Here is a 16,397-nt window from a genome sequence, read left to right as displayed (position 1 = left end):
GGCGTCTTTTTTCTGCTGGAAAGGAGGGGGCATATGGCAGGCGGAATTATTGGGTCCTTGATGTATGCGGTAGGCTTCAAGTTTAACAGCAAGGGCTTAGACAGCGCGGACAAAAAGGTCAGCAAGTTGACCAAAGGTGTTGTTGCCATGGGAGCGGCGGCAGGCGCGGCTATGGTGGGTATTGCTGCGGCCGGAATAAATGCAGCGTCTAATTACGAAACGGCCATGAAGCAGGTCGAGGGAGCTACTGGAGCGACGGCGGAACAAATGGAAGCGACCCGAGGGATTGCCAAGAACTTGTATGCCAACAACTTCGGTGAAGATTGGAACGACCTGGGCGCAGCTATTGCAAACGTGCAGCAGGTAACCGGCCAGACCGGGGCGGAGCTGGAGAACACCACCAGGAATGCAATCCTGATGCGAGATCAGTTTGGTTTTGAAATCCCTGAATCAATCAAGTCGGTAGATACCATGATGAAGCAGTTCGGCATCACATCGGAAGATGCTTACAACCTACTAGCGCAGGGTGCGCAGCGGGGGCTTGATAAATCCGGGGAGCTGGTAGACTCCGCAAATGAATACGCGAACCAATTCAAGAGCTTAGGCTTTAGTGCAGACGAAATGTTTGACGTCTTCGCCGCTGGCTCAAAGGAAGGCGTCTTTCAAGTTGACAAAGTTGGCGACGCTGTTAAAGAGTTCAACATTCGTTCCAAGGATGGCAGCAAGACGTCCATGGATGCTTTTACGGCATTAGGATTAAATGCAGAAGCCATGATGCAGACCTTCGCACGCGGCGGCCCGCAGTCGAAACAGGCATTTAGCGATATTGTCTCCATGATATCGGATATAGCTGATCCGGTAGCGCGGAATAATATCGGTGTCGCGCTGATGGGTTCGCAGTTTGAAGACTTGGAAATTAACGTTATATCGGCCATGGGCGCGGCGGGCAAGTCGTTTGATAAAAGTAAGAAGACCATGGACGAGCTGAATAAAATCAAGTTTGAAAAGCCCGGCGAGGCTATGAGGATGTTCGGCAGGCAGATCGAGGTAGGCATCCTGATTCCGATAGGGCAGAAGCTGCTGCCGTATTTCAACCAATTTGGTCAATGGCTGTCTGAACACAAGCCACAGATTGAGGCGGTCGGAAATGCCATCGGTAATGGTTTAGGTAAGGCACTGGGTGCGGTCGCTGGCTGGGTCAAGGCGGCGCTGCCGTATCTCCAGCAATTCGGCGCTGCCGTGGTGGATAAGGTCGGGGGCTGGATACAGACGGCAATGCCTTACCTGCAGCAATTTGGGCAGATGGCGGGGGATGCGTTTAATATGCTGGTCACCAAGGGCCAGGAGCTGTGGACCAGCCTGCAGCCGATAGTCGAATTAGTAGGGACGAAGCTGCTGGGGGCTGCGGTGGCATTGTGGCCAGAAATCCAGAACATTGCTACGAAGATGTATGATGTCGGCAAAGCGGTTGTGGAGTGGGGAGGGTTTATCCCTATTGTATCCGGCATAGCTGCCATGATGCTGACCTATAAGGCGGCCATATTTGCCGTATCAACCGCGACCAAGATTGCCGGGATTGCTACAAAGGTTTGGTCAGGTATCACCAAGGCGTTCACAGCCGTCCAGACGGCATTTAACGCGGTGATAGCAATGAATCCCATTGCTCTTGTCGTATTGGCCTTGGTGGGGCTAGGCGTGGCGCTCACAGTGGCCTACAAGCGTTCAGACAAATTCCGCGCCTTCATAGACAAGATGTGGGGCGGGATCAAAAAGGCGACCATGGCAACTCTTAATTTCTTCAAAGTGACGATCCCTAAATACTTCATGCTGGCCTTTAATGCGGTGACCAATTTCATCAAAAAATGGGGCGTCACCATCTTGGCCGTCTTAGGTGGACCCATCACTATGATTGCACTCCTGGTGTATAAAAATTGGGATAAGATTAAGGCCGTGACCGTAGCTGTATTCACGGCCATCTGGAATTGGCTTAAGCAAGCCTGGAACTGGATTCTGAACACGGTGAATACTGCATCAACAGCCGTGTGGTCACGAGTCGCTGAAGCATGGCAGAAAGTCAAAGAGGGTACGGCTTCTATTTTTACGGCGGTCTGGAACAAAATTAAGTCGATATGGAGCAGCATCACCGGTTCCGTGTCCAGCGCTGTCTCAAAGGTTTGGAGTGAGATTAAGGCAGCCTGGAATAAGGTCTTTGACACGACAAATTCCCTCATGACGAAGGTATGGAACAAGATTACCGCCATATGGGGGCAGATTGTCAGCGGCGTCAAAGGAATAGGCACCAAACTCCTGACGGCTGTTACTGATATGTGGGGAACTGTGACGGACTTCTTTGGGGGCATTGATCTTAAGCAAATCGGTAAAGACATTATTCAGAGCCTTATTAACGGCATTGGTAGTATGGCTGAGAACCTTATGATAAAGGTCAAAGCATTGGGAGACAAGATAAAGAATGCTTTCAGCTTTAAAACAACTGCGACAGCGAGTATAGAAACGCCTGATGCCGTATTAGGAGTTACACCCATTGACGGGAGTAACGCTAAAGGTTTAGCGTATGTACCTTTTGACGGCTATATTTCCGAACTTCATAAGGGAGAGCGCGTCCTAACCGCCAAGGAAAATGAAGAATACTCCCAAATCAATTACGATCCTATGCGAAAGTGGACAATGCCAAATAGTTTTTCGGATCTTATGCCTGCTCCAATTGAAAAAACAGTTAGCCGGGAACCTGATCCATATACGCCAGAATCTGCACCGGCTCGTACAACCAATAATCAAAGAGTCAACTTCACAGCTCCAGCCATCAACATCACCATTCAAGGCAATGCCAATGATAAAACAGTGCAACAGATTGGTAATGTTGTGGATCAAAAACTGCAGGATATTATTGACGCTGTATCCCGGATCATGGGGGTGGAAATCAGTGGCGCTAATTAATGGCATGTACATCACCGTTCAGAGCGAGTCGCCCAGCTTTCCGGTGACGGTCACGGAGCAGCCGGTTGAAAAGGGCATCAACCTGATTGACCATGTGCAGGCCCAAGCCCGCACCCTGTCCCTTTCGGGGATTATTGCCGGGCCAAAGGCGGCGAAGACGCGGGCAGATATCATATCGGTTAAGGATAAAGGCCAGATTGTCAGTTATGTAGGTCGAAATGGTTTCGTGGGCGTGATTACGGACTTTTCAACAGCGACCGATTACACGACGGCAGACGGTATGACCTTTAGTATGGAATTGCGGGAGGTCCGTGTAGCGGCTGCCTCTTACGTCGATACACTACCGCCGCCGATCAAGGCGCAGGCCGCGCCGATTGTCAACAGCGGCACCAAGCAGACTAAGGGCAAAGGTGAAGGCACTGGTAAAGGCAAGGATAAGGATAAAGAGAAGGACAAGGATAAAGACAAGGTTCAACAGGTCAAATTTAAGCCCGGCAGTAAGTGGAATAAGTGAGGTGAGCCATGGAATACATCGACATTGAGAAGGATCTGATTCCATACCGGTTCGATATCTCCATTGCCGACGAGTTGTTCACGTTCGAGGTGCAGTACAATGCGGATTACGATTTTTTTACCGTTGATCTTGAACGGGATGGTGAAGTGTTGATATATGGGGAAAAGCTGGTGTATGGGCAAACGCTATTCTATGATACGCAGGATAACCGGTTTCCAAAAATACCGATTGTCCCCTATGACCTGTCGGAGCATAGCAGTGCTGTAACCTGGGAGACGCTCGGTGTGAGCGTCTTTTTATATTTGCTGTTGGAGGATGAAACCGATGGCTAAAACTAATTTTGGCCGTGTAGTGGAGATTATGACGGGCAATATGTCTTTTGCCTTGAGCAAATACAGTATGGAGGGAAACGTTCCTTTTGATGCCGATGCGTTGCCCAATGAATCGGAGATACGACTGTGGAATCAGGCGCAGACCACCATTAACAATATCAAACGTAACGGCGTGCTGATGGTCAATGCAGGCTATACCGGTGATATTGGCCTGATCTTACACGGACGCATATCGGCGGTGCGGACGCGCTGGGAAGGCGTGGACAAGGTGACAACAATTAATATTCTGGACAGTGAGGATCTGAGCAAGCGAGAGGTAACAGAGATTGCTTTCGCTAAAGGGACGCTGGCCAGTGCGATCATAAAGCAGATGGCCGGATACATCGGTCTGCCGGTGGCGCAAATGACACTGAATCAGGATTATCGTTATCAAGACGGATACACGGCTAAAGGCAAGGTTACGGACATCATTACGGAAGTTTGCAAGGACTGCGGGACAACGGTTTATATCAATCAAAGCAAACTCTATGTCCGCAACCTACGCAGCGGCGCGGATGCGGTCTTTGCGCTGTCTCCGCAAACGGGCCTGATAGGCAGCCCGGAGTATTTTGAGGATAACGGTATCAAGGGCTATAAAATACAGGCGCAGCTTCAGCGGAGGATTACTACGGCATCCGTAATTAATCTGGCCTGCCGGGAGTTTTCCGGCAAGCTGCATGTTCGGAGCGGTAGCCATAAGTTTTCTAATACTGGTGATTTTATCACTGAAGTGGAGGCGATCATGTGAGCAAGACAGACCCAGCGGGAGCACTGGCCCGGATGCTGGGCGGGCATGGAGCGCGGCAGGCGGACGGCATTAATGTGGCCTTGCCTTGTAAGGTAATCACTTTTGACTCTCAAAAGCTGATGGCCTCCGTACAGCCGTTGCTTAAGCTGTCGGGCAGCGATCCCGCACAGATCATGTCCGTACCGGTGGCCGGCCAAAAATTCAAATTCAAATTAGACATCGACATTGGTACCGGCAAAAAACCACAGGAATTTGAAACTACAATGCGTCCCGCCCTGCAGCCAGGAGACATCGTATATGTCGTTTGCGCAGACGCAGAGATTAAAAACACACTGACTGGCCGAGTAGCTGCGCCGGACTCTGGCAGGCGGCACAGCCGGAATGATGCGGTCATTGTTGGGGTGATGCCATGCTCACTATAAAGCTTAATGATGTCGGTGATATCGAGGTTGCTTCAGGGAAACTTCAAATGATGTCCGGCCCCTTGGAAATTGCTCAATCCTGCAGGTTGATCCTGGGGGTGCAAAAGGGGGAATGGTTTCTCAATCCTGAGCTGGGCATTGACCATCAAAAGTTTTTAGGCAAGGGAGTTTCTCGCGATGAAATGCAGGATGAAATCATGTCCGGGCTACTCCAGGAACCGAGAATACAGACTGTGGAAGCGATAGAGTTCAATTTTGATCGGCAACTCCGGCAGCTTGTCGTATCGTTTACCGCAACGGGCATCAGTGGCGAGGCCATAACAGTAGAGGGGGTGGAAATCGGTGGATGATCAGGGATTTAAGCGCCAGCGGTATGCTGAAATATTGGATGATGTCGTGGATAAAGCCAAGGAGGTGTACAGCCAAGAGCTGGACACATCCGAGAAATCCCCTATGGGGATGATTCTCCGGCTGTTCGCGTGGCACTTAGGCAAGGCTGACGAGCGCCTGGAGGATGTGTACAATTCGGCGTCCATCAATGCGTCAACCGGGGCTAATCTCTACAAGCTGGGCGGCAATGACGGACTGTCGGTGTACAGCGAGGAATATGCGTCCGGCAACATCACTGTGACCGGCACGCCGGACTATGAACTGCTTGCGGGGTTCCTGGTGGCCACAGCTACCGGTGTGCGGTTTGAAACCACGGAAGCAGTCAAGCTTTCTTCTGCTGGAACCGGAACCGTGGAGATTATGGCTACGGAGATGGGGGCGGCGGGCAATGTGCCGTCCGGCACTATAACCGTAGTCGTCAATCCTAATCCGGATGTCGTATCCGTCACTAATGCCCAGCAGACCCAGGACGGCCGGGACAGGGAAACAGATGCCGCATTTCGGGAGCGCGTGCTGCAGCGGCGCCAGAATCCCGGCACGAGCGGTAACAAAGCTGACTATATGCGGTGGAGTCGGGAGGTCGCGGGCGTGGGAGCGGCAAAGGTCTTCCCGCTATGGGCCGGACCGAAGACGGTCAAGGTGGTTATTGCAGACGCCGATAAATTGCCTGCATCAGCGGGGTTAGTCCAGCAGGTTCAGGATTACATTGACCCCGATCCGGGGCGCGGTGAGGGTCAAGCGCCTATAGGCGCGGTGGTCACTGTGGCTGCCGCCATCGCCAAGACAATCAACATCACGGCAACGGTGGTATTAGCTGCTGGGCATTCGCTGCAAGACGTCATAGACCATTTCCGCGCTAGGGTTGAGGAATGGCGACAAAAGGCGGCGTTTGCAGTGTCATATGTCAGTCATGCCGTGATCGGTGCGCTGCTGTTAGGCACGGATGGCGTACTGGACTATTCAGCCTTGACCCTGAACGGAAGCAGTGCGAATATTGCGCTTGCTGATGAAGAGGTGCCGTTGCTCGGTGCTGTGAATTTGGGGGTATAAGATGGCTTATCCAAATGGTGTGGATGTTTTTAATGAGAAGCTGAACAAAAGCCAAACCGGATACGATTATGTTATCGAAGAGCGGATTGCATTAAAAGGCGGTTCTTATGATGGTCCGCTTCGGCACGACAATATTAACAATAAGACGATTCGCGTGTTCACTGGCCCCCGCTTTACAGGTGAGGAAATACGTAACTACAGTGTTTCATTTCCCGATGCAACACCATGGCGGCGACTAATTAAGATATTCTCGACAACGCCTGAAGTGTTTGTGACCTATGAGACACCAGGGGACACCGTAGAAGCCGACGATATTAACGCTGTGCAAACTGCTATCACAGCCACGCAGACCGAGGTGGAGCGTTATAAAGAGGCTGGGGTCATTGACGGCGGATCATTTGAGAGAGAGGTGTAAGGATGGCACAAACCATTCAAATTAAACGCGGTACACGGGCAGAGTTGACCACTTACGGGGCGCTGAAAGCCGGGGAGATGGGCTTCTGTACAGATACAAAAGAAATTTACATCGGAGATGGCACCTCTAATTCCATGGTTGGTCGGGCGCTATCCGGTCCCGAAGCCTCCCGCCCGGCGGCTGTATCGGTGGGCCGCCTATATTATGTCACTAGCGGAACCAATACAGGCTATTTGTACTTTGACAGTGGTTCCGCATGGGTCCGCATCAATGTTCTCTCACTGGCGGATCTAACCGGTACCCTTGATAACGTTGCTGATGGTGCAACCTATGCCAAGGTGCTTAAGGCGGACATTACCGCAGGGCATCCGAATAAGGTTTCGGACGGCACGAATACGAAGACCGCGGCAGAAATCGCAACGCATATCAATGATGCAACCAAGCACCGGTTAATCAATGATACCGGAACAGCCATTACAGATTTATGGTCCGCTCAAAAAATTAAAAACGAAATTGAGCTGGCGAAGCATAATATCGAACCGCAGGCTTCCGTGAAGGATCAGAACCTTACAGCTCCGCCAGCCAGTCCGGCAGAAGCGGACCGGTATATCATCCCTTCTGGCGCAACCGGTGCCTGGGCGGGCAAAACGAATCAGATTGCGGAATATGCTTCAGGGGCTTGGGCCTATTACGTTCCGGCTGTCGGCTGGACAGCCTATGTGGATGATGAGCAGAAGATTTATAGCTGGAATGGGAGCGCCTGGGTGCGGACCGGTGGAGCGCTGCAGACGATTACAGCCGGGAACGGCTTAACCGGCGGCGGGCAGGCGGACAGTGTAACGCTGACCGTTGGGGCTGGCAACGGAATTACCGTAGGAGCAACAAGCGTAGCAGCAAAGCCGGGCAAGGGCATCCTGGTCAATGCGACAGGTATAGAGGCCAATATAGACGGTTCGAGCATTATCTACGATGCTGCGAATGGCAACCAGCTCATGGTAAGCACTATCGACGGCGGAACATTTTAGGGGGCGGGTCATATGGCGAGAAAAGCGTTAATACAGATCCGGAGAGGCCTTGAATCCGCCATCGGCACGCTGGCCGTGGGAGAACTGGGGTACTGCACCGACACAAGCAAACTGTATATCGGTTCCACAGCGGGTAATGTGCTGCTGGTCGCTGCGCAGACATCGGGCGATATGCTCAAAAGCATTTATGACACGAACAATGACGGTAAGGTGGATTTTGCTGCGATAGCTGATAGTGTCCCGTGGGCAGGTGTGGCGGGAAAGCCTTCTACCTATGCTCCATCAGCACATACACATGATGAGAGATACCCTCAGATAACTAATGGGGGGATATATGGTATCTTTCCCTCAACATCTAATACTATGGTGGGACACGAGTATAATATATTGCTCAATGCAGGGAAGCGCAGTGAAATTACACTTACTCAGACTGGTGTGGCTTTGTTCGATTTGCCCTCTTTGTTTAATGGAAGACTGGAGCCATCATATACAACGCTGGGTGTGCCTGCTTCAACACCAACAGTCATTACCATTTCTGGTCTTCCTGCCGTACACACACAGACGGGCGGCGTTTTTGGCTGGACATGTAGGTATTGGTATCCTTCCAAATATAAAATAGAGGGTTACGATAGCTATAATAACGCGGGCTGGCGCGTTCTGAAAGATCAAAGTGTTAATGATTTACCTTCAAAGGAATTGCTCATTCCCCTATATCCCAACTTTCAAGGTGTTTTTACGCAGTTTCGGATAACTATCTATGATAGTTCGGTTGGCCAAGCAGATGCTAATGGAAATAGGAGAATAGGTATTAGTGAAATATTCTTCTGCCACCCAGAGGCAGCAACTGTATTTCAATATTTGGACTTTATGCCTAAAGGTTCGCTTACCTGGAACCAGCTTAAGGGGGTGTAGAGGTGGCCTACAGTGAATCCAAATATGGTACTTTGCTATACTCTGGAACTTCTGATGAGGATCAGCCCGGCGGAATACTGGCTCCGGATATCAGCAAGCAGCTTCCCGATGTGTACAACAAAGCGGGGAAACTCCGGCAGCTTCTTGACATTTTGTCTGAAGAGATCACCTTTTTTAATATTCGTGCAGAAGAAGTCAGGTCGCAGAATGCCGTGGAAACGGCAACATACAGCCTTGGACGATGGGAGCAGGAATTGGGTCTCAGTGTTGACACAGCGAAGTCTCTGGCGACACGCAGGGAATTAATATCTGCCAAGTTGCGCGGAATAGGCACCACCACCCCGCAGATGATTCAGCGAATAGCTTCCACGTTCTCGGGTGGTGATGTACTGGTTGAAGAGGTTCCGGGCGAATACCGGTTTGTTGTTCGTTTCATTGGTACGCTGGGTATTCCACCGAATATGGCTGGACTCATTCAATTGCTTGAAGAGGTTAAGCCGGCCCACTTGGGCTATGAATTTGCCTATACGTACACCTTCTGGGCCTCACTCCAATCACTAACCTGGAGCGGTTCGAATAGCAAGACCTGGAACGAACTAAGAGTATATGGATAGGAGTGAAGGTAATGAAAACAACGGGCAACCTCGGGCTGAAAAAGCCTGAAGGAACGGACATCGTTGACATCAATGAGTTGAATGGAAATATGGATATTCTCGACACCGCCGTTAAGAGCGTGCAGGACCATACCGCCGATACAACCCGACACATTACGGCAGCAGAGCGTACGGCATGGAATGCTAAGGCTAATAAATCCGACATTCCTTCAAGCTTGCCGGCAAGTGGAGGTAATGCAGACACTGTTGACGGATTCCACGCCTCCACAGGAAGTGCGGCTAACTCCATTGTGGCGCAAGATGCCAACCAAGACATAACGGTACGCCGGTTCATTTCTAACGCAGCCCAAGGGACAGCGCCGTTTGGTGTCACCAGTACCACAGCGGTGACGAATCTGAATGCAGATATGGTGGACGGATACAATATGAACCAAGATGTCCAGACCACGGCAAGTCCTTCTTTCCAAACAGTTTCGTCAACAGCTAGTAACGGATTTATAGCCAAGTTAGCGGGTTATAAAAGCTGGATAATGTACAGGCCAGCGGATCAAACATTGGTTTTAACGCCGTCCACGGCAGCGAATGGCACGGCACCATCATTAGCTGTAAATACTTCGTATATATTCAGTGATAGCGGCGTATTCAAGTCGTACCAACTTCAAGCGACCTCAGGAAACGGCACTGCCCCAATGGTAATAAGTTCTACGACTCTTGTCGCCAATCTTAACGCTGACATGATAGATGGATTCCACGCCAGCGCTAACGGGGGGAGCGGAAACACGGCCGCAGTCCGCGACGCTTCGGGATTCCTCAACGCTACACGCTTTGTCTCCGTGGCTTCCACCGGATCAGCCCCGTTAGCGGTGACAAGCACGACGTTAGTTGATAACTTGAACGCTGATTTGCTGGACGGACTTCACGCCGACTCTTTTGTCAAGAAACAAGCATTTAGCGGCAGCGACTTTAACGAAATGACGACAAGCGGCTTGTTCCGTTTGGGCGCAAACATGAGCAACAGCCCAAGCGCACAAGGCAAGTCAGCAATGGACTATGGGCAAATGTTCGTGATGGCTGCCGGAGGCGACACCATCATGCAATTGGCGGCGCACTACAGCACGTCGCGTTTGGTGTTTCGTGTGGGCAACCCGCCGCAATTGGGAGGGCAGGGAGCATATCAGGAATGGAATGAAATATACACATCAAAAAACGTCACCAAGTCAACGGCAGCGCCTTCTGGCGGTTCTGAAGGCGACATTTGGCTGCAATACTCATGATTGAAGGAGGGAATGACGATGCCTTTTAATATTAACGTGGGCGGCGCTTGGAAGGCCGCCACACCTTCCGTAAACGTAGGCGGGGTATGGAAATCCGTTAACAGTGCTTTCGTGAATGTTGGCGGGACATGGAGGCAGTTCTATTCCTCTGTGTTCCGGGTATTGCAGGGCGCAACCTACGGGAGTAATTCGTATTACGCCAAACAGTCGGACCATGTGGAATTGTATGCTTATAACCCGGGAGCTGGCGGCGGGGAGTGCGCTGCGGTTACGGCAGTTGCGGTTGACCTTACAGGAAAGTCAACGGTTACTTTTGACTTTGCTTTGGAGGGGGCAGCGGACATCCGAAGTGATGCCATTTTCATTGTCTCGACGGACCAGTGGGGTGGTGGCGGTTTATACAATTACCGGACATACACCGGCACCCTTGGGCCGCGCAGGACCTTAAACGTTAACATTATCGGCGCTTCCGGTTCATACTTCATACGGGCACACGCCAGCGTAAACGGCGGTATAGCGTACTGGAAGCGCGTCCGGCTGTACCGCATTTTGGTGGATGATGTCGAAATATGGAACGGAAGCAACCCGGGGGCAGTCGGCTAATTTCAGCAATTTACTACAATAGGGATTCACAGAACCATAATTTTGTATAATGGGCATGAAAATATTACTAGATTGTGAGAGGGGTAAAACGACATGAATCAAAAAAATGCGACAATAACACGCAGACAGGCAGCCGCGAGACTAATGGAGGTGCAGGCTCAGATGTTTGTCCTTGGTGAAGAGGCTAAACAACTTGCCGGATTCCTGAATGGAGCGGCCCAAGAAGACCAAGAGGTGGCGCAGGCGGCAAAGGCGGCAGATGAGTCCAACTAACACATATTTCCCAATAACTGACAGAGATTCCGGAGAAAATTCGTAAGCTCTATTTTGGCGGTAACACTTTCTCCCAAGTGACTCAGATTCCTTAGAATGCCACGGTACCGAGCTACGAGATTTAGCCAAAGGAGTACAACTGAACAAGCCTCAGAGATTAAAAGCGCCGAATAGAGGGCGTTTTTATTTTGCCCTCGGATCCCCGGGGGCTTTTAATGCGGAGAAGGGAGCGAGAGTCATGAAGACCACAGGAAATTTAGGGCTGAAGAAACCCGAAGGAACGGACATTGTAGATATCAACGATCTAAACGGAAATATGGATATTTTGGACACTGCTGTTAAGGCTGCGCAGGATCACACCGCCGATACTACGAAGCATATTACCGCTACGGAGCGTACGGCATGGAATGGCAAGGCATCTACTACTGCGGCTACTGCTTCTGCGGCAGGTCTCATGTCTGCTGCTGATAAGTCCAAACTCGACGGAGTAGCCGCAGGGGCCAATGCGTATACGCACCCTGCTACCCATCCACCTTCAATCATTGTTCAGGACTCGTCCAACAGATTTACCACTGATGCAGAGAAAGCAGCCTGGAACGCTAAGGCTAGTACCTCTGTAGCTACTACATCAGCCAATGGGCTGATGTCCGCCGCCGACAAAGTGCAGGCCACTAACCTGGCAAGCTTACCTACTTCAACAGGCAGCTCTTCTGCCTATGCCATAACTGTCGCTACAGGTACTGCGCTCACGGCTGGCTTACGTCTTACCTTTAAAGCACATGTCGCCAGCTCCGCATTTACTACACCTACGCTTAACCCTGGTGGCTTAGGTGCTAAGTACATCACTAAACCCGATGCTAGCTTGCCGAAGCTCTTACAGAACGGAGTGTACACGGTCGTGTACGATGGTGCGGCTTTTCAATTACAGGGTGAAGGAGGTGGTGTAGACTTAAATGGCACAAATGCCGTCCCTGAACATGTATTGGTGAACGATACTTTCTTTAGTAGTGGAAGTACAGAAATGCAGGCAGGCACACTAGAAGATTTCAGCGGCCTAGAAGTCGCAGCAGTCGTGGCCTCAGCGTCTGGTGGGAATCTTGCTGTACAGCCCTGGAACTTCAATACTGGCTTCATCGATCAGGACACCTTATTTATAGTATCTGATGGTTCTCTCACAAGTGCAAATATTATGGCCGGACGAAACGTACTGGGCGTGCCAGGTGCTGCAACAAATGATGCTACGGCCACTGCTGCAGACATAGCCTCCAACAAGTCAGCATATGTCAACGGCAGTAAGGTCTGGGGCACAGTGTCTCTTGACCCTACCTTCATGTTGCGCGGCTACACTCGTATGGGCGTAACTGGCACTGCCATGAGAAGGTGGGTAGGTCTTATCTATATGATGGCTTCCGGCGCAACGCAGCCTTGGAATCTTCCTTTAACCGGAGCATCTGCGCAGATGGTCCAAGATACTATGTACATTGTATCATTACAACGAAGCGGTAATACTGACCCAAACAATGTTGCTATAGCCGTATTCGGTAGATTTGGCGCATCCGGAACTGGAGGGTATACAACAGCTATGCTAATTAAAAATGCAGACGGACTAGGGCTGGACATCAATACTCAGACAGTATACAACAGCGCTGGGGCTTCTCACATAGTAACATCTATGAGTCCCCTCTATACAACTTATCTTGTCAACCAATTTTAATTCGGCAGCCTGATGTATGTGAATGTATGTGAGGGGAGGTGAAACAGAATATGACCACTCCTAGTGAAATGGAGAAATAAATATTTCATCAGCGCCCATTGAGGCGTTTTTATTTTGCCCTCGGATCCCCGGGGGCTTTTTTACTACCATTAGAGACAGAGGGGGAGCAGTCAGAATGTCAGACGGGGGAGAACAAATCAGAGGAGGGAGCGGAGATGTGATGCCGATGCAAAGGCTGGAGGAGGTTGAGCAACAATTGCAAGGGCTGGCTGCGGAGTTTACCCGGCTATCTGCTGAGAATGTCACCGCGAATACAAAGCTGAGGCTACTGGAGGAGAGCGACCATCGTCATGAAGAGAACATCAAGCAGATCAAAGAATCCACAATCGAAATGAAGGTCCAGTTTAACGCAATCATGGGGAAGTTTGATCAACTGGAGAACCGGATTTTCATGCTGCTGCAGCAGTCGGGTAAGGATAATCAAACCGAACGTAAATTCTGGATGGATCTGCTTAAATACGTGCTTGGCGGGACGATCTTCGTCATAATCGGATACATCTTTTTAGGAGGAAAATAAAATGATCTACCGTAAGGATCACATACCGCGCAACACGCCACACAAGCGCCGTCCAGGGTATGTCATGAGCGCCACCACGCTTACCATACACAACACGGGAAACGAGTCCAGCAACGCCGCAGGGGAGCGCTCATGGCTAACGAATCCGTTTAATGTCCGGCAGGCGTCGTATCACATTGTTGTGGATGAGCGGGAGGCGGTAGAGTGTCTGCCTCTTAATGAGTCTGGTTGGCATTCTGGAGACGGCAGCGGAAGCAAGTCCGGCAACCGGACAAGCATCGGAATTGAAATCTGTGAGAGCGGCAACTACGCGCAGACGCTGGAAAATGCGGTTATGTTGGTGGCGGGAATGCTCAAAGAACGCGGCTGGGGTGTGGATCGGCTCCGGCGGCATTACGATTGGTCGGGTAAAATTTGCCCGCGTCTGATGTACGATGGCGGAAAATGGACAGGCTGGGTGCAGTTCAAGGCGCTTATTAATCTTAAGCTTAATGAGGAGGAAAAGGACATGAAGGTAGATAAGGCATCGACCGTAATCAACGGTAATCGGTTAGGCGATGATAGCGTGCTAATCGAGGGTCGGGTATATGTACCTCTGGCGGCAGTTGGCAAGGCTCTAGGCGCATCGGTGAACTGGAACAACGTAACGAAGACGGTCACGCTGACCACCAAGGGGGCTAAATAATGGAGGTCCTAAATAACGTATTGGCGTTTGCAACTCTAATCTCTGTATTCGTGCTGGCGTTGGTCCAGCTCGTGAAGACCACTGTCAACGTACCGCGTAACCTGCTGCCGTGGATTGGCTTAATCATCGGCCTGCTGATCGGCTGGGCAGCGTATCCGTTTAGTGACCTTGACCTGACGCTGCGGCTCTGGGGCGGCGGGCTGGCCGGTTTGTCAGCAACCGGTCTGTTTGAGCTGGTGCTGAGTAATAGGCCGGGGGGAACAAAAGAGTAAATTCGCAAGCGTTTGGGAATATGAAAAGCCCCGCCGGTTGATGCTGGCGGGGTTCATCATTATTTAAGCTGTATTTTTACTTCGTATTCTTTTATTTCATCATCCGTACCCATACCATCGCCTTCCATTGCTCTCCACTTCAGTTTAATCCATTTGATATCTGCGGCGTGCCCGCGCTTTAAGTACCAAATTACATCCCCTTCTTTAATAACACCTTCATCAATATCTCCGCCTATATGTTCTGACAAAAACATACTCGGTGATTCGATCTGTTCACCTGTAGAAGTTACAAGCACCGCTTGATCAGGATACGTAGAAAACAACTTTTCGGTAGTGTTTTCAAGTTTCACTTTTATGCCTACAGCAGATGCAGTGAGATCATTTTGATCATTTTCTTGTGGCGCGCGATCTGATACAACAACTTTTTCAATTGTGGATACAAGTCCTTTAAAATCATCCGTCCAAGTCGCGTCATTGTAGTAAGTCCAAATGTCTTCAACTGGTGCCTCTGTGGGTTCTGGTGTCGGTGCTTTTGTAGGAGCAGCCGGTTCTTCTGTCGGACTTGAAGCTTCGACTTTCGCCTGAGCGGGGGTTTCATCTTTGATTGCGGTTGTATCATTAGTACAGGCACTTAATACAATAAGAGAAAAAAGAACGCCAGTAACTAAAGAAAGCTTTTTCAAAACAATCCATCTCCTTTAAATCCATAATATCTAATATTACGGTATTTAATGGATGAAGTGTTATATATCATAAAAAAATTTTTAAAGAACAATATATGTGAAGGCCAGCCATGTACGGCCAGCTCGTAGCGGGTTCCCGCGACCATCCTGCGCCGTAGCGCAAAATGGTTTCGGCCGGTTCCCTTCTGGCCATCATCAGGCGGTTTACTTTCCACTCAGTTCCTCGCGGAGCGCACGCTGTAATACCTGAGAGAAATTCAATCCAGCGACTTCTGCATCTTCGTTTAAATCGCTAGGGATAGTTAATGTCTTTTTTACGTAAGTCACCTTTTCATTCAAAATCGCCGTAGCAACGATTGTCCGCTGGTTAGGTTCAAGCTGTAGATCATTTAATGGAGTAGGTAACGGAATTGCCTCTTTATCCTCTAAGCGGCTTTCAATGGTGAGTTTCAATACTTCGTTTGCGCGTCTAACGGCTTGCTCTACATTATCGGCCTGGGAGAGGGCTTCCTCCAGATCAGGGAAGGAAACTTCAATGTGATTATCGGTAAAGTTCAAGACTGCAGGATACGTATAGCTTTTCTTCAATGTTTACACCTTCCTTATTGATTTTTAAAAATCAAAATCATTATATATCTATTTATTAAAAGTGAAAAAGGGAGGGGCTAGAATTTCAGCCCCGTCTTTTTCTCTATATCCTTTAGGATATGTATTGCAACATCTTTGACCGGGTGGGTTATGGTAACCTTGCCCTTGATGGTCGGGTGTTTGTATTGGAAGTGATCGCCCACGGAGTGTACTTCGTACCATCCGTTTTTGTTCAGTATCCTTAACACCTCTCTTGAAGAGTAACTCTTCATCCTTTCCCTCACCTCCTAATAATATTATAACACGTATTAG

21 protein-coding genes are annotated in these 16,397 nt (G+C 50.0%); 18 read left to right on the top strand and 3 right to left on the bottom strand.

Going from position 1 to position 16,397, the window contains the following annotated elements:
• Window positions 1-33: 33 nt before the first annotated feature.
• The 18 genes from NSS83_RS15770 to NSS83_RS15685 all read left to right on the top strand — a co-directional run bounded on the left by NSS83_RS15770 (window position 34) and on the right by NSS83_RS15685 (window position 14,814).
• Complete coding sequence (locus tag NSS83_RS15770) at window positions 34-2,955, top strand: phage tail tape measure protein (RefSeq protein WP_341348596.1); 2,922 nt, start codon at window positions 34-36, stop codon at window positions 2,953-2,955.
• Window positions 2,942-3,469 carry a phage baseplate protein gene (locus NSS83_RS15765; protein WP_341348595.1) on the top strand — a complete coding sequence of 176 codons (528 nt, stop codon included), beginning with the start codon at window positions 2,942-2,944 and terminating at the stop codon, window positions 3,467-3,469. Before NSS83_RS15770 ends, NSS83_RS15765 begins: the two co-directional genes overlap by 14 nt.
• Window positions 3,470-3,477: 8 nt before the next feature.
• On the top strand, window positions 3,478-3,801 hold the full coding sequence (locus NSS83_RS15760; RefSeq protein WP_341348594.1) for a hypothetical protein: 324 nt from the start codon (window positions 3,478-3,480) through the stop codon (window positions 3,799-3,801).
• The gene (locus tag NSS83_RS15755) at window positions 3,794-4,588 is read left to right on the top strand and encodes a hypothetical protein (RefSeq protein WP_341348593.1); all 795 of its coding nucleotides are present in this window, start codon (window positions 3,794-3,796) and stop codon (window positions 4,586-4,588) included. Before NSS83_RS15760 ends, NSS83_RS15755 begins: the two co-directional genes overlap by 8 nt.
• Window positions 4,585-5,010 (top strand): Gp138 family membrane-puncturing spike protein, encoded by a 426-nt coding sequence (locus NSS83_RS15750; RefSeq protein ID WP_341348592.1) that lies wholly within the window; start codon window positions 4,585-4,587, stop codon window positions 5,008-5,010. The genes NSS83_RS15755 and NSS83_RS15750 overlap by 4 nt, the downstream gene beginning before the upstream one ends.
• Window positions 4,998-5,360 carry a DUF2634 domain-containing protein gene (locus NSS83_RS15745; protein WP_341348591.1) on the top strand — a complete coding sequence of 121 codons (363 nt, stop codon included), beginning with the start codon at window positions 4,998-5,000 and terminating at the stop codon, window positions 5,358-5,360. The genes NSS83_RS15750 and NSS83_RS15745 overlap by 13 nt, the downstream gene beginning before the upstream one ends.
• Window positions 5,353-6,450: a baseplate J/gp47 family protein gene (locus NSS83_RS15740; protein WP_341348590.1), complete on the top strand. Its 1,098-nt coding sequence runs from the start codon at window positions 5,353-5,355 to the stop codon at window positions 6,448-6,450. The genes NSS83_RS15745 and NSS83_RS15740 overlap by 8 nt, the downstream gene beginning before the upstream one ends.
• 1 nt (window position 6,451) lies before the next feature.
• The gene (locus NSS83_RS15735; RefSeq protein WP_340947201.1) at window positions 6,452-6,865 is read left to right on the top strand and encodes a phosphoglucomutase; all 414 of its coding nucleotides are present in this window, start codon (window positions 6,452-6,454) and stop codon (window positions 6,863-6,865) included.
• A 2-nt stretch (window positions 6,866-6,867) separates the two neighbouring features.
• A complete protein-coding gene (locus NSS83_RS15730; RefSeq protein ID WP_341348589.1) occupies window positions 6,868-7,890 on the top strand; it encodes a DUF2793 domain-containing protein in 1,023 nt (340 codons plus the stop codon).
• A gap of 12 nt (window positions 7,891-7,902) precedes the next feature.
• On the top strand, window positions 7,903-8,802 hold the full coding sequence (locus tag NSS83_RS15725; protein ID WP_340947198.1) for a hypothetical protein: 900 nt from the start codon (window positions 7,903-7,905) through the stop codon (window positions 8,800-8,802).
• Window positions 8,803-8,804: 2 nt separating this feature from the next.
• On the top strand, window positions 8,805-9,416 hold the full coding sequence (locus tag NSS83_RS15720; protein WP_341348588.1) for a putative phage tail protein: 612 nt from the start codon (window positions 8,805-8,807) through the stop codon (window positions 9,414-9,416).
• A gap of 11 nt (window positions 9,417-9,427) precedes the next feature.
• The gene (locus NSS83_RS15715) at window positions 9,428-10,690 is read left to right on the top strand and encodes a hypothetical protein (protein WP_341348587.1); all 1,263 of its coding nucleotides are present in this window, start codon (window positions 9,428-9,430) and stop codon (window positions 10,688-10,690) included.
• A gap of 18 nt (window positions 10,691-10,708) precedes the next feature.
• Entirely contained in the window at window positions 10,709-11,293 is a 585-nt protein-coding gene (locus tag NSS83_RS15710; protein ID WP_341348586.1) for a hypothetical protein, read from the top strand.
• 93 nt (window positions 11,294-11,386) lie between these two features.
• Window positions 11,387-11,566 carry a hypothetical protein gene (locus tag NSS83_RS15705; RefSeq protein ID WP_341348585.1) on the top strand — a complete coding sequence of 60 codons (180 nt, stop codon included), beginning with the start codon at window positions 11,387-11,389 and terminating at the stop codon, window positions 11,564-11,566.
• A 238-nt stretch (window positions 11,567-11,804) separates the two neighbouring features.
• On the top strand, window positions 11,805-13,280 hold the full coding sequence (locus NSS83_RS15700) for a hypothetical protein (protein ID WP_341348584.1): 1,476 nt from the start codon (window positions 11,805-11,807) through the stop codon (window positions 13,278-13,280).
• A gap of 217 nt (window positions 13,281-13,497) precedes the next feature.
• Complete coding sequence (locus NSS83_RS15695) at window positions 13,498-13,857, top strand: hypothetical protein (protein WP_341348583.1); 360 nt, start codon at window positions 13,498-13,500, stop codon at window positions 13,855-13,857.
• Window position 13,858: 1 nt separating this feature from the next.
• The gene (locus NSS83_RS15690; protein WP_341348582.1) at window positions 13,859-14,542 is read left to right on the top strand and encodes an N-acetylmuramoyl-L-alanine amidase; all 684 of its coding nucleotides are present in this window, start codon (window positions 13,859-13,861) and stop codon (window positions 14,540-14,542) included.
• Window positions 14,542-14,814: a holin gene (locus NSS83_RS15685; RefSeq protein ID WP_341348581.1), complete on the top strand. Its 273-nt coding sequence runs from the start codon at window positions 14,542-14,544 to the stop codon at window positions 14,812-14,814. Before NSS83_RS15690 ends, NSS83_RS15685 begins: the two co-directional genes overlap by 1 nt.
• A gap of 59 nt (window positions 14,815-14,873) precedes the next feature.
• Here NSS83_RS15685 and NSS83_RS15680 read toward each other — a convergent pair whose 3' ends face one another.
• The 3 genes from NSS83_RS15680 to NSS83_RS15670 all read right to left on the bottom strand — a co-directional run bounded on the left by NSS83_RS15680 (window position 14,874) and on the right by NSS83_RS15670 (window position 16,357).
• Window positions 14,874-15,497 carry a hypothetical protein gene (locus tag NSS83_RS15680; protein WP_341348580.1) on the bottom strand — a complete coding sequence of 208 codons (624 nt, stop codon included), beginning with the start codon at window positions 15,495-15,497 and terminating at the stop codon, window positions 14,874-14,876.
• 204 nt (window positions 15,498-15,701) lie between these two features.
• On the bottom strand, window positions 15,702-16,085 hold the full coding sequence (locus tag NSS83_RS15675; RefSeq protein WP_341348579.1) for a type II toxin-antitoxin system HicB family antitoxin: 384 nt from the start codon (window positions 16,083-16,085) through the stop codon (window positions 15,702-15,704).
• A 77-nt stretch (window positions 16,086-16,162) separates the two neighbouring features.
• Window positions 16,163-16,357 (bottom strand): type II toxin-antitoxin system HicA family toxin, encoded by a 195-nt coding sequence (locus NSS83_RS15670; protein WP_341348578.1) that lies wholly within the window; start codon window positions 16,355-16,357, stop codon window positions 16,163-16,165.
• Window positions 16,358-16,397 lie beyond the last annotated feature (40 nt).

The sequence above is a fragment of the Paenibacillus sp. FSL H3-0469 genome (assembly GCF_038051945.1).
GTDB lineage: Bacteria > Bacillota > Bacilli > Paenibacillales > Paenibacillaceae > Paenibacillus_AQ.
This window is presented reverse-complemented; position numbering and strand designations above follow the sequence as displayed.

What these genes read in the sequence shown, in the direction of transcription:
- NSS83_RS15735 (WP_340947201.1), top strand. Translation starts at nt 6,452, where the DNA reads ATGGCTTATCCAAATGGTGTGGATGTTTTTAATGAGAAGCTGAACAAA.
- NSS83_RS15725 (WP_340947198.1), top strand. Translation starts at nt 7,903, where the DNA reads ATGGCGAGAAAAGCGTTAATACAGATCCGGAGAGGCCTTGAATCCGCC.
- NSS83_RS15755 (WP_341348593.1), top strand. Translation starts at nt 3,794, where the DNA reads ATGGCTAAAACTAATTTTGGCCGTGTAGTGGAGATTATGACGGGCAAT.
- NSS83_RS15760 (WP_341348594.1), top strand. Translation starts at nt 3,478, where the DNA reads ATGGAATACATCGACATTGAGAAGGATCTGATTCCATACCGGTTCGAT.
- NSS83_RS15730 (WP_341348589.1), top strand. Translation starts at nt 6,868, where the DNA reads ATGGCACAAACCATTCAAATTAAACGCGGTACACGGGCAGAGTTGACC.
- NSS83_RS15710 (WP_341348586.1), top strand. Translation starts at nt 10,709, where the DNA reads ATGCCTTTTAATATTAACGTGGGCGGCGCTTGGAAGGCCGCCACACCT.
- NSS83_RS15770 (WP_341348596.1), top strand. Translation starts at nt 34, where the DNA reads ATGGCAGGCGGAATTATTGGGTCCTTGATGTATGCGGTAGGCTTCAAG.
- NSS83_RS15670 (WP_341348578.1), bottom strand. Translation starts at nt 16,357, where the DNA reads ATGAAGAGTTACTCTTCAAGAGAGGTGTTAAGGATACTGAACAAAAAC.
- NSS83_RS15705 (WP_341348585.1), top strand. Translation starts at nt 11,387, where the DNA reads ATGAATCAAAAAAATGCGACAATAACACGCAGACAGGCAGCCGCGAGA.
- NSS83_RS15700 (WP_341348584.1), top strand. Translation starts at nt 11,805, where the DNA reads ATGAAGACCACAGGAAATTTAGGGCTGAAGAAACCCGAAGGAACGGAC.
- NSS83_RS15745 (WP_341348591.1), top strand. Translation starts at nt 4,998, where the DNA reads ATGCTCACTATAAAGCTTAATGATGTCGGTGATATCGAGGTTGCTTCA.
- NSS83_RS15685 (WP_341348581.1), top strand. Translation starts at nt 14,542, where the DNA reads ATGGAGGTCCTAAATAACGTATTGGCGTTTGCAACTCTAATCTCTGTA.
- NSS83_RS15690 (WP_341348582.1), top strand. Translation starts at nt 13,859, where the DNA reads ATGATCTACCGTAAGGATCACATACCGCGCAACACGCCACACAAGCGC.
- NSS83_RS15715 (WP_341348587.1), top strand. Translation starts at nt 9,428, where the DNA reads ATGAAAACAACGGGCAACCTCGGGCTGAAAAAGCCTGAAGGAACGGAC.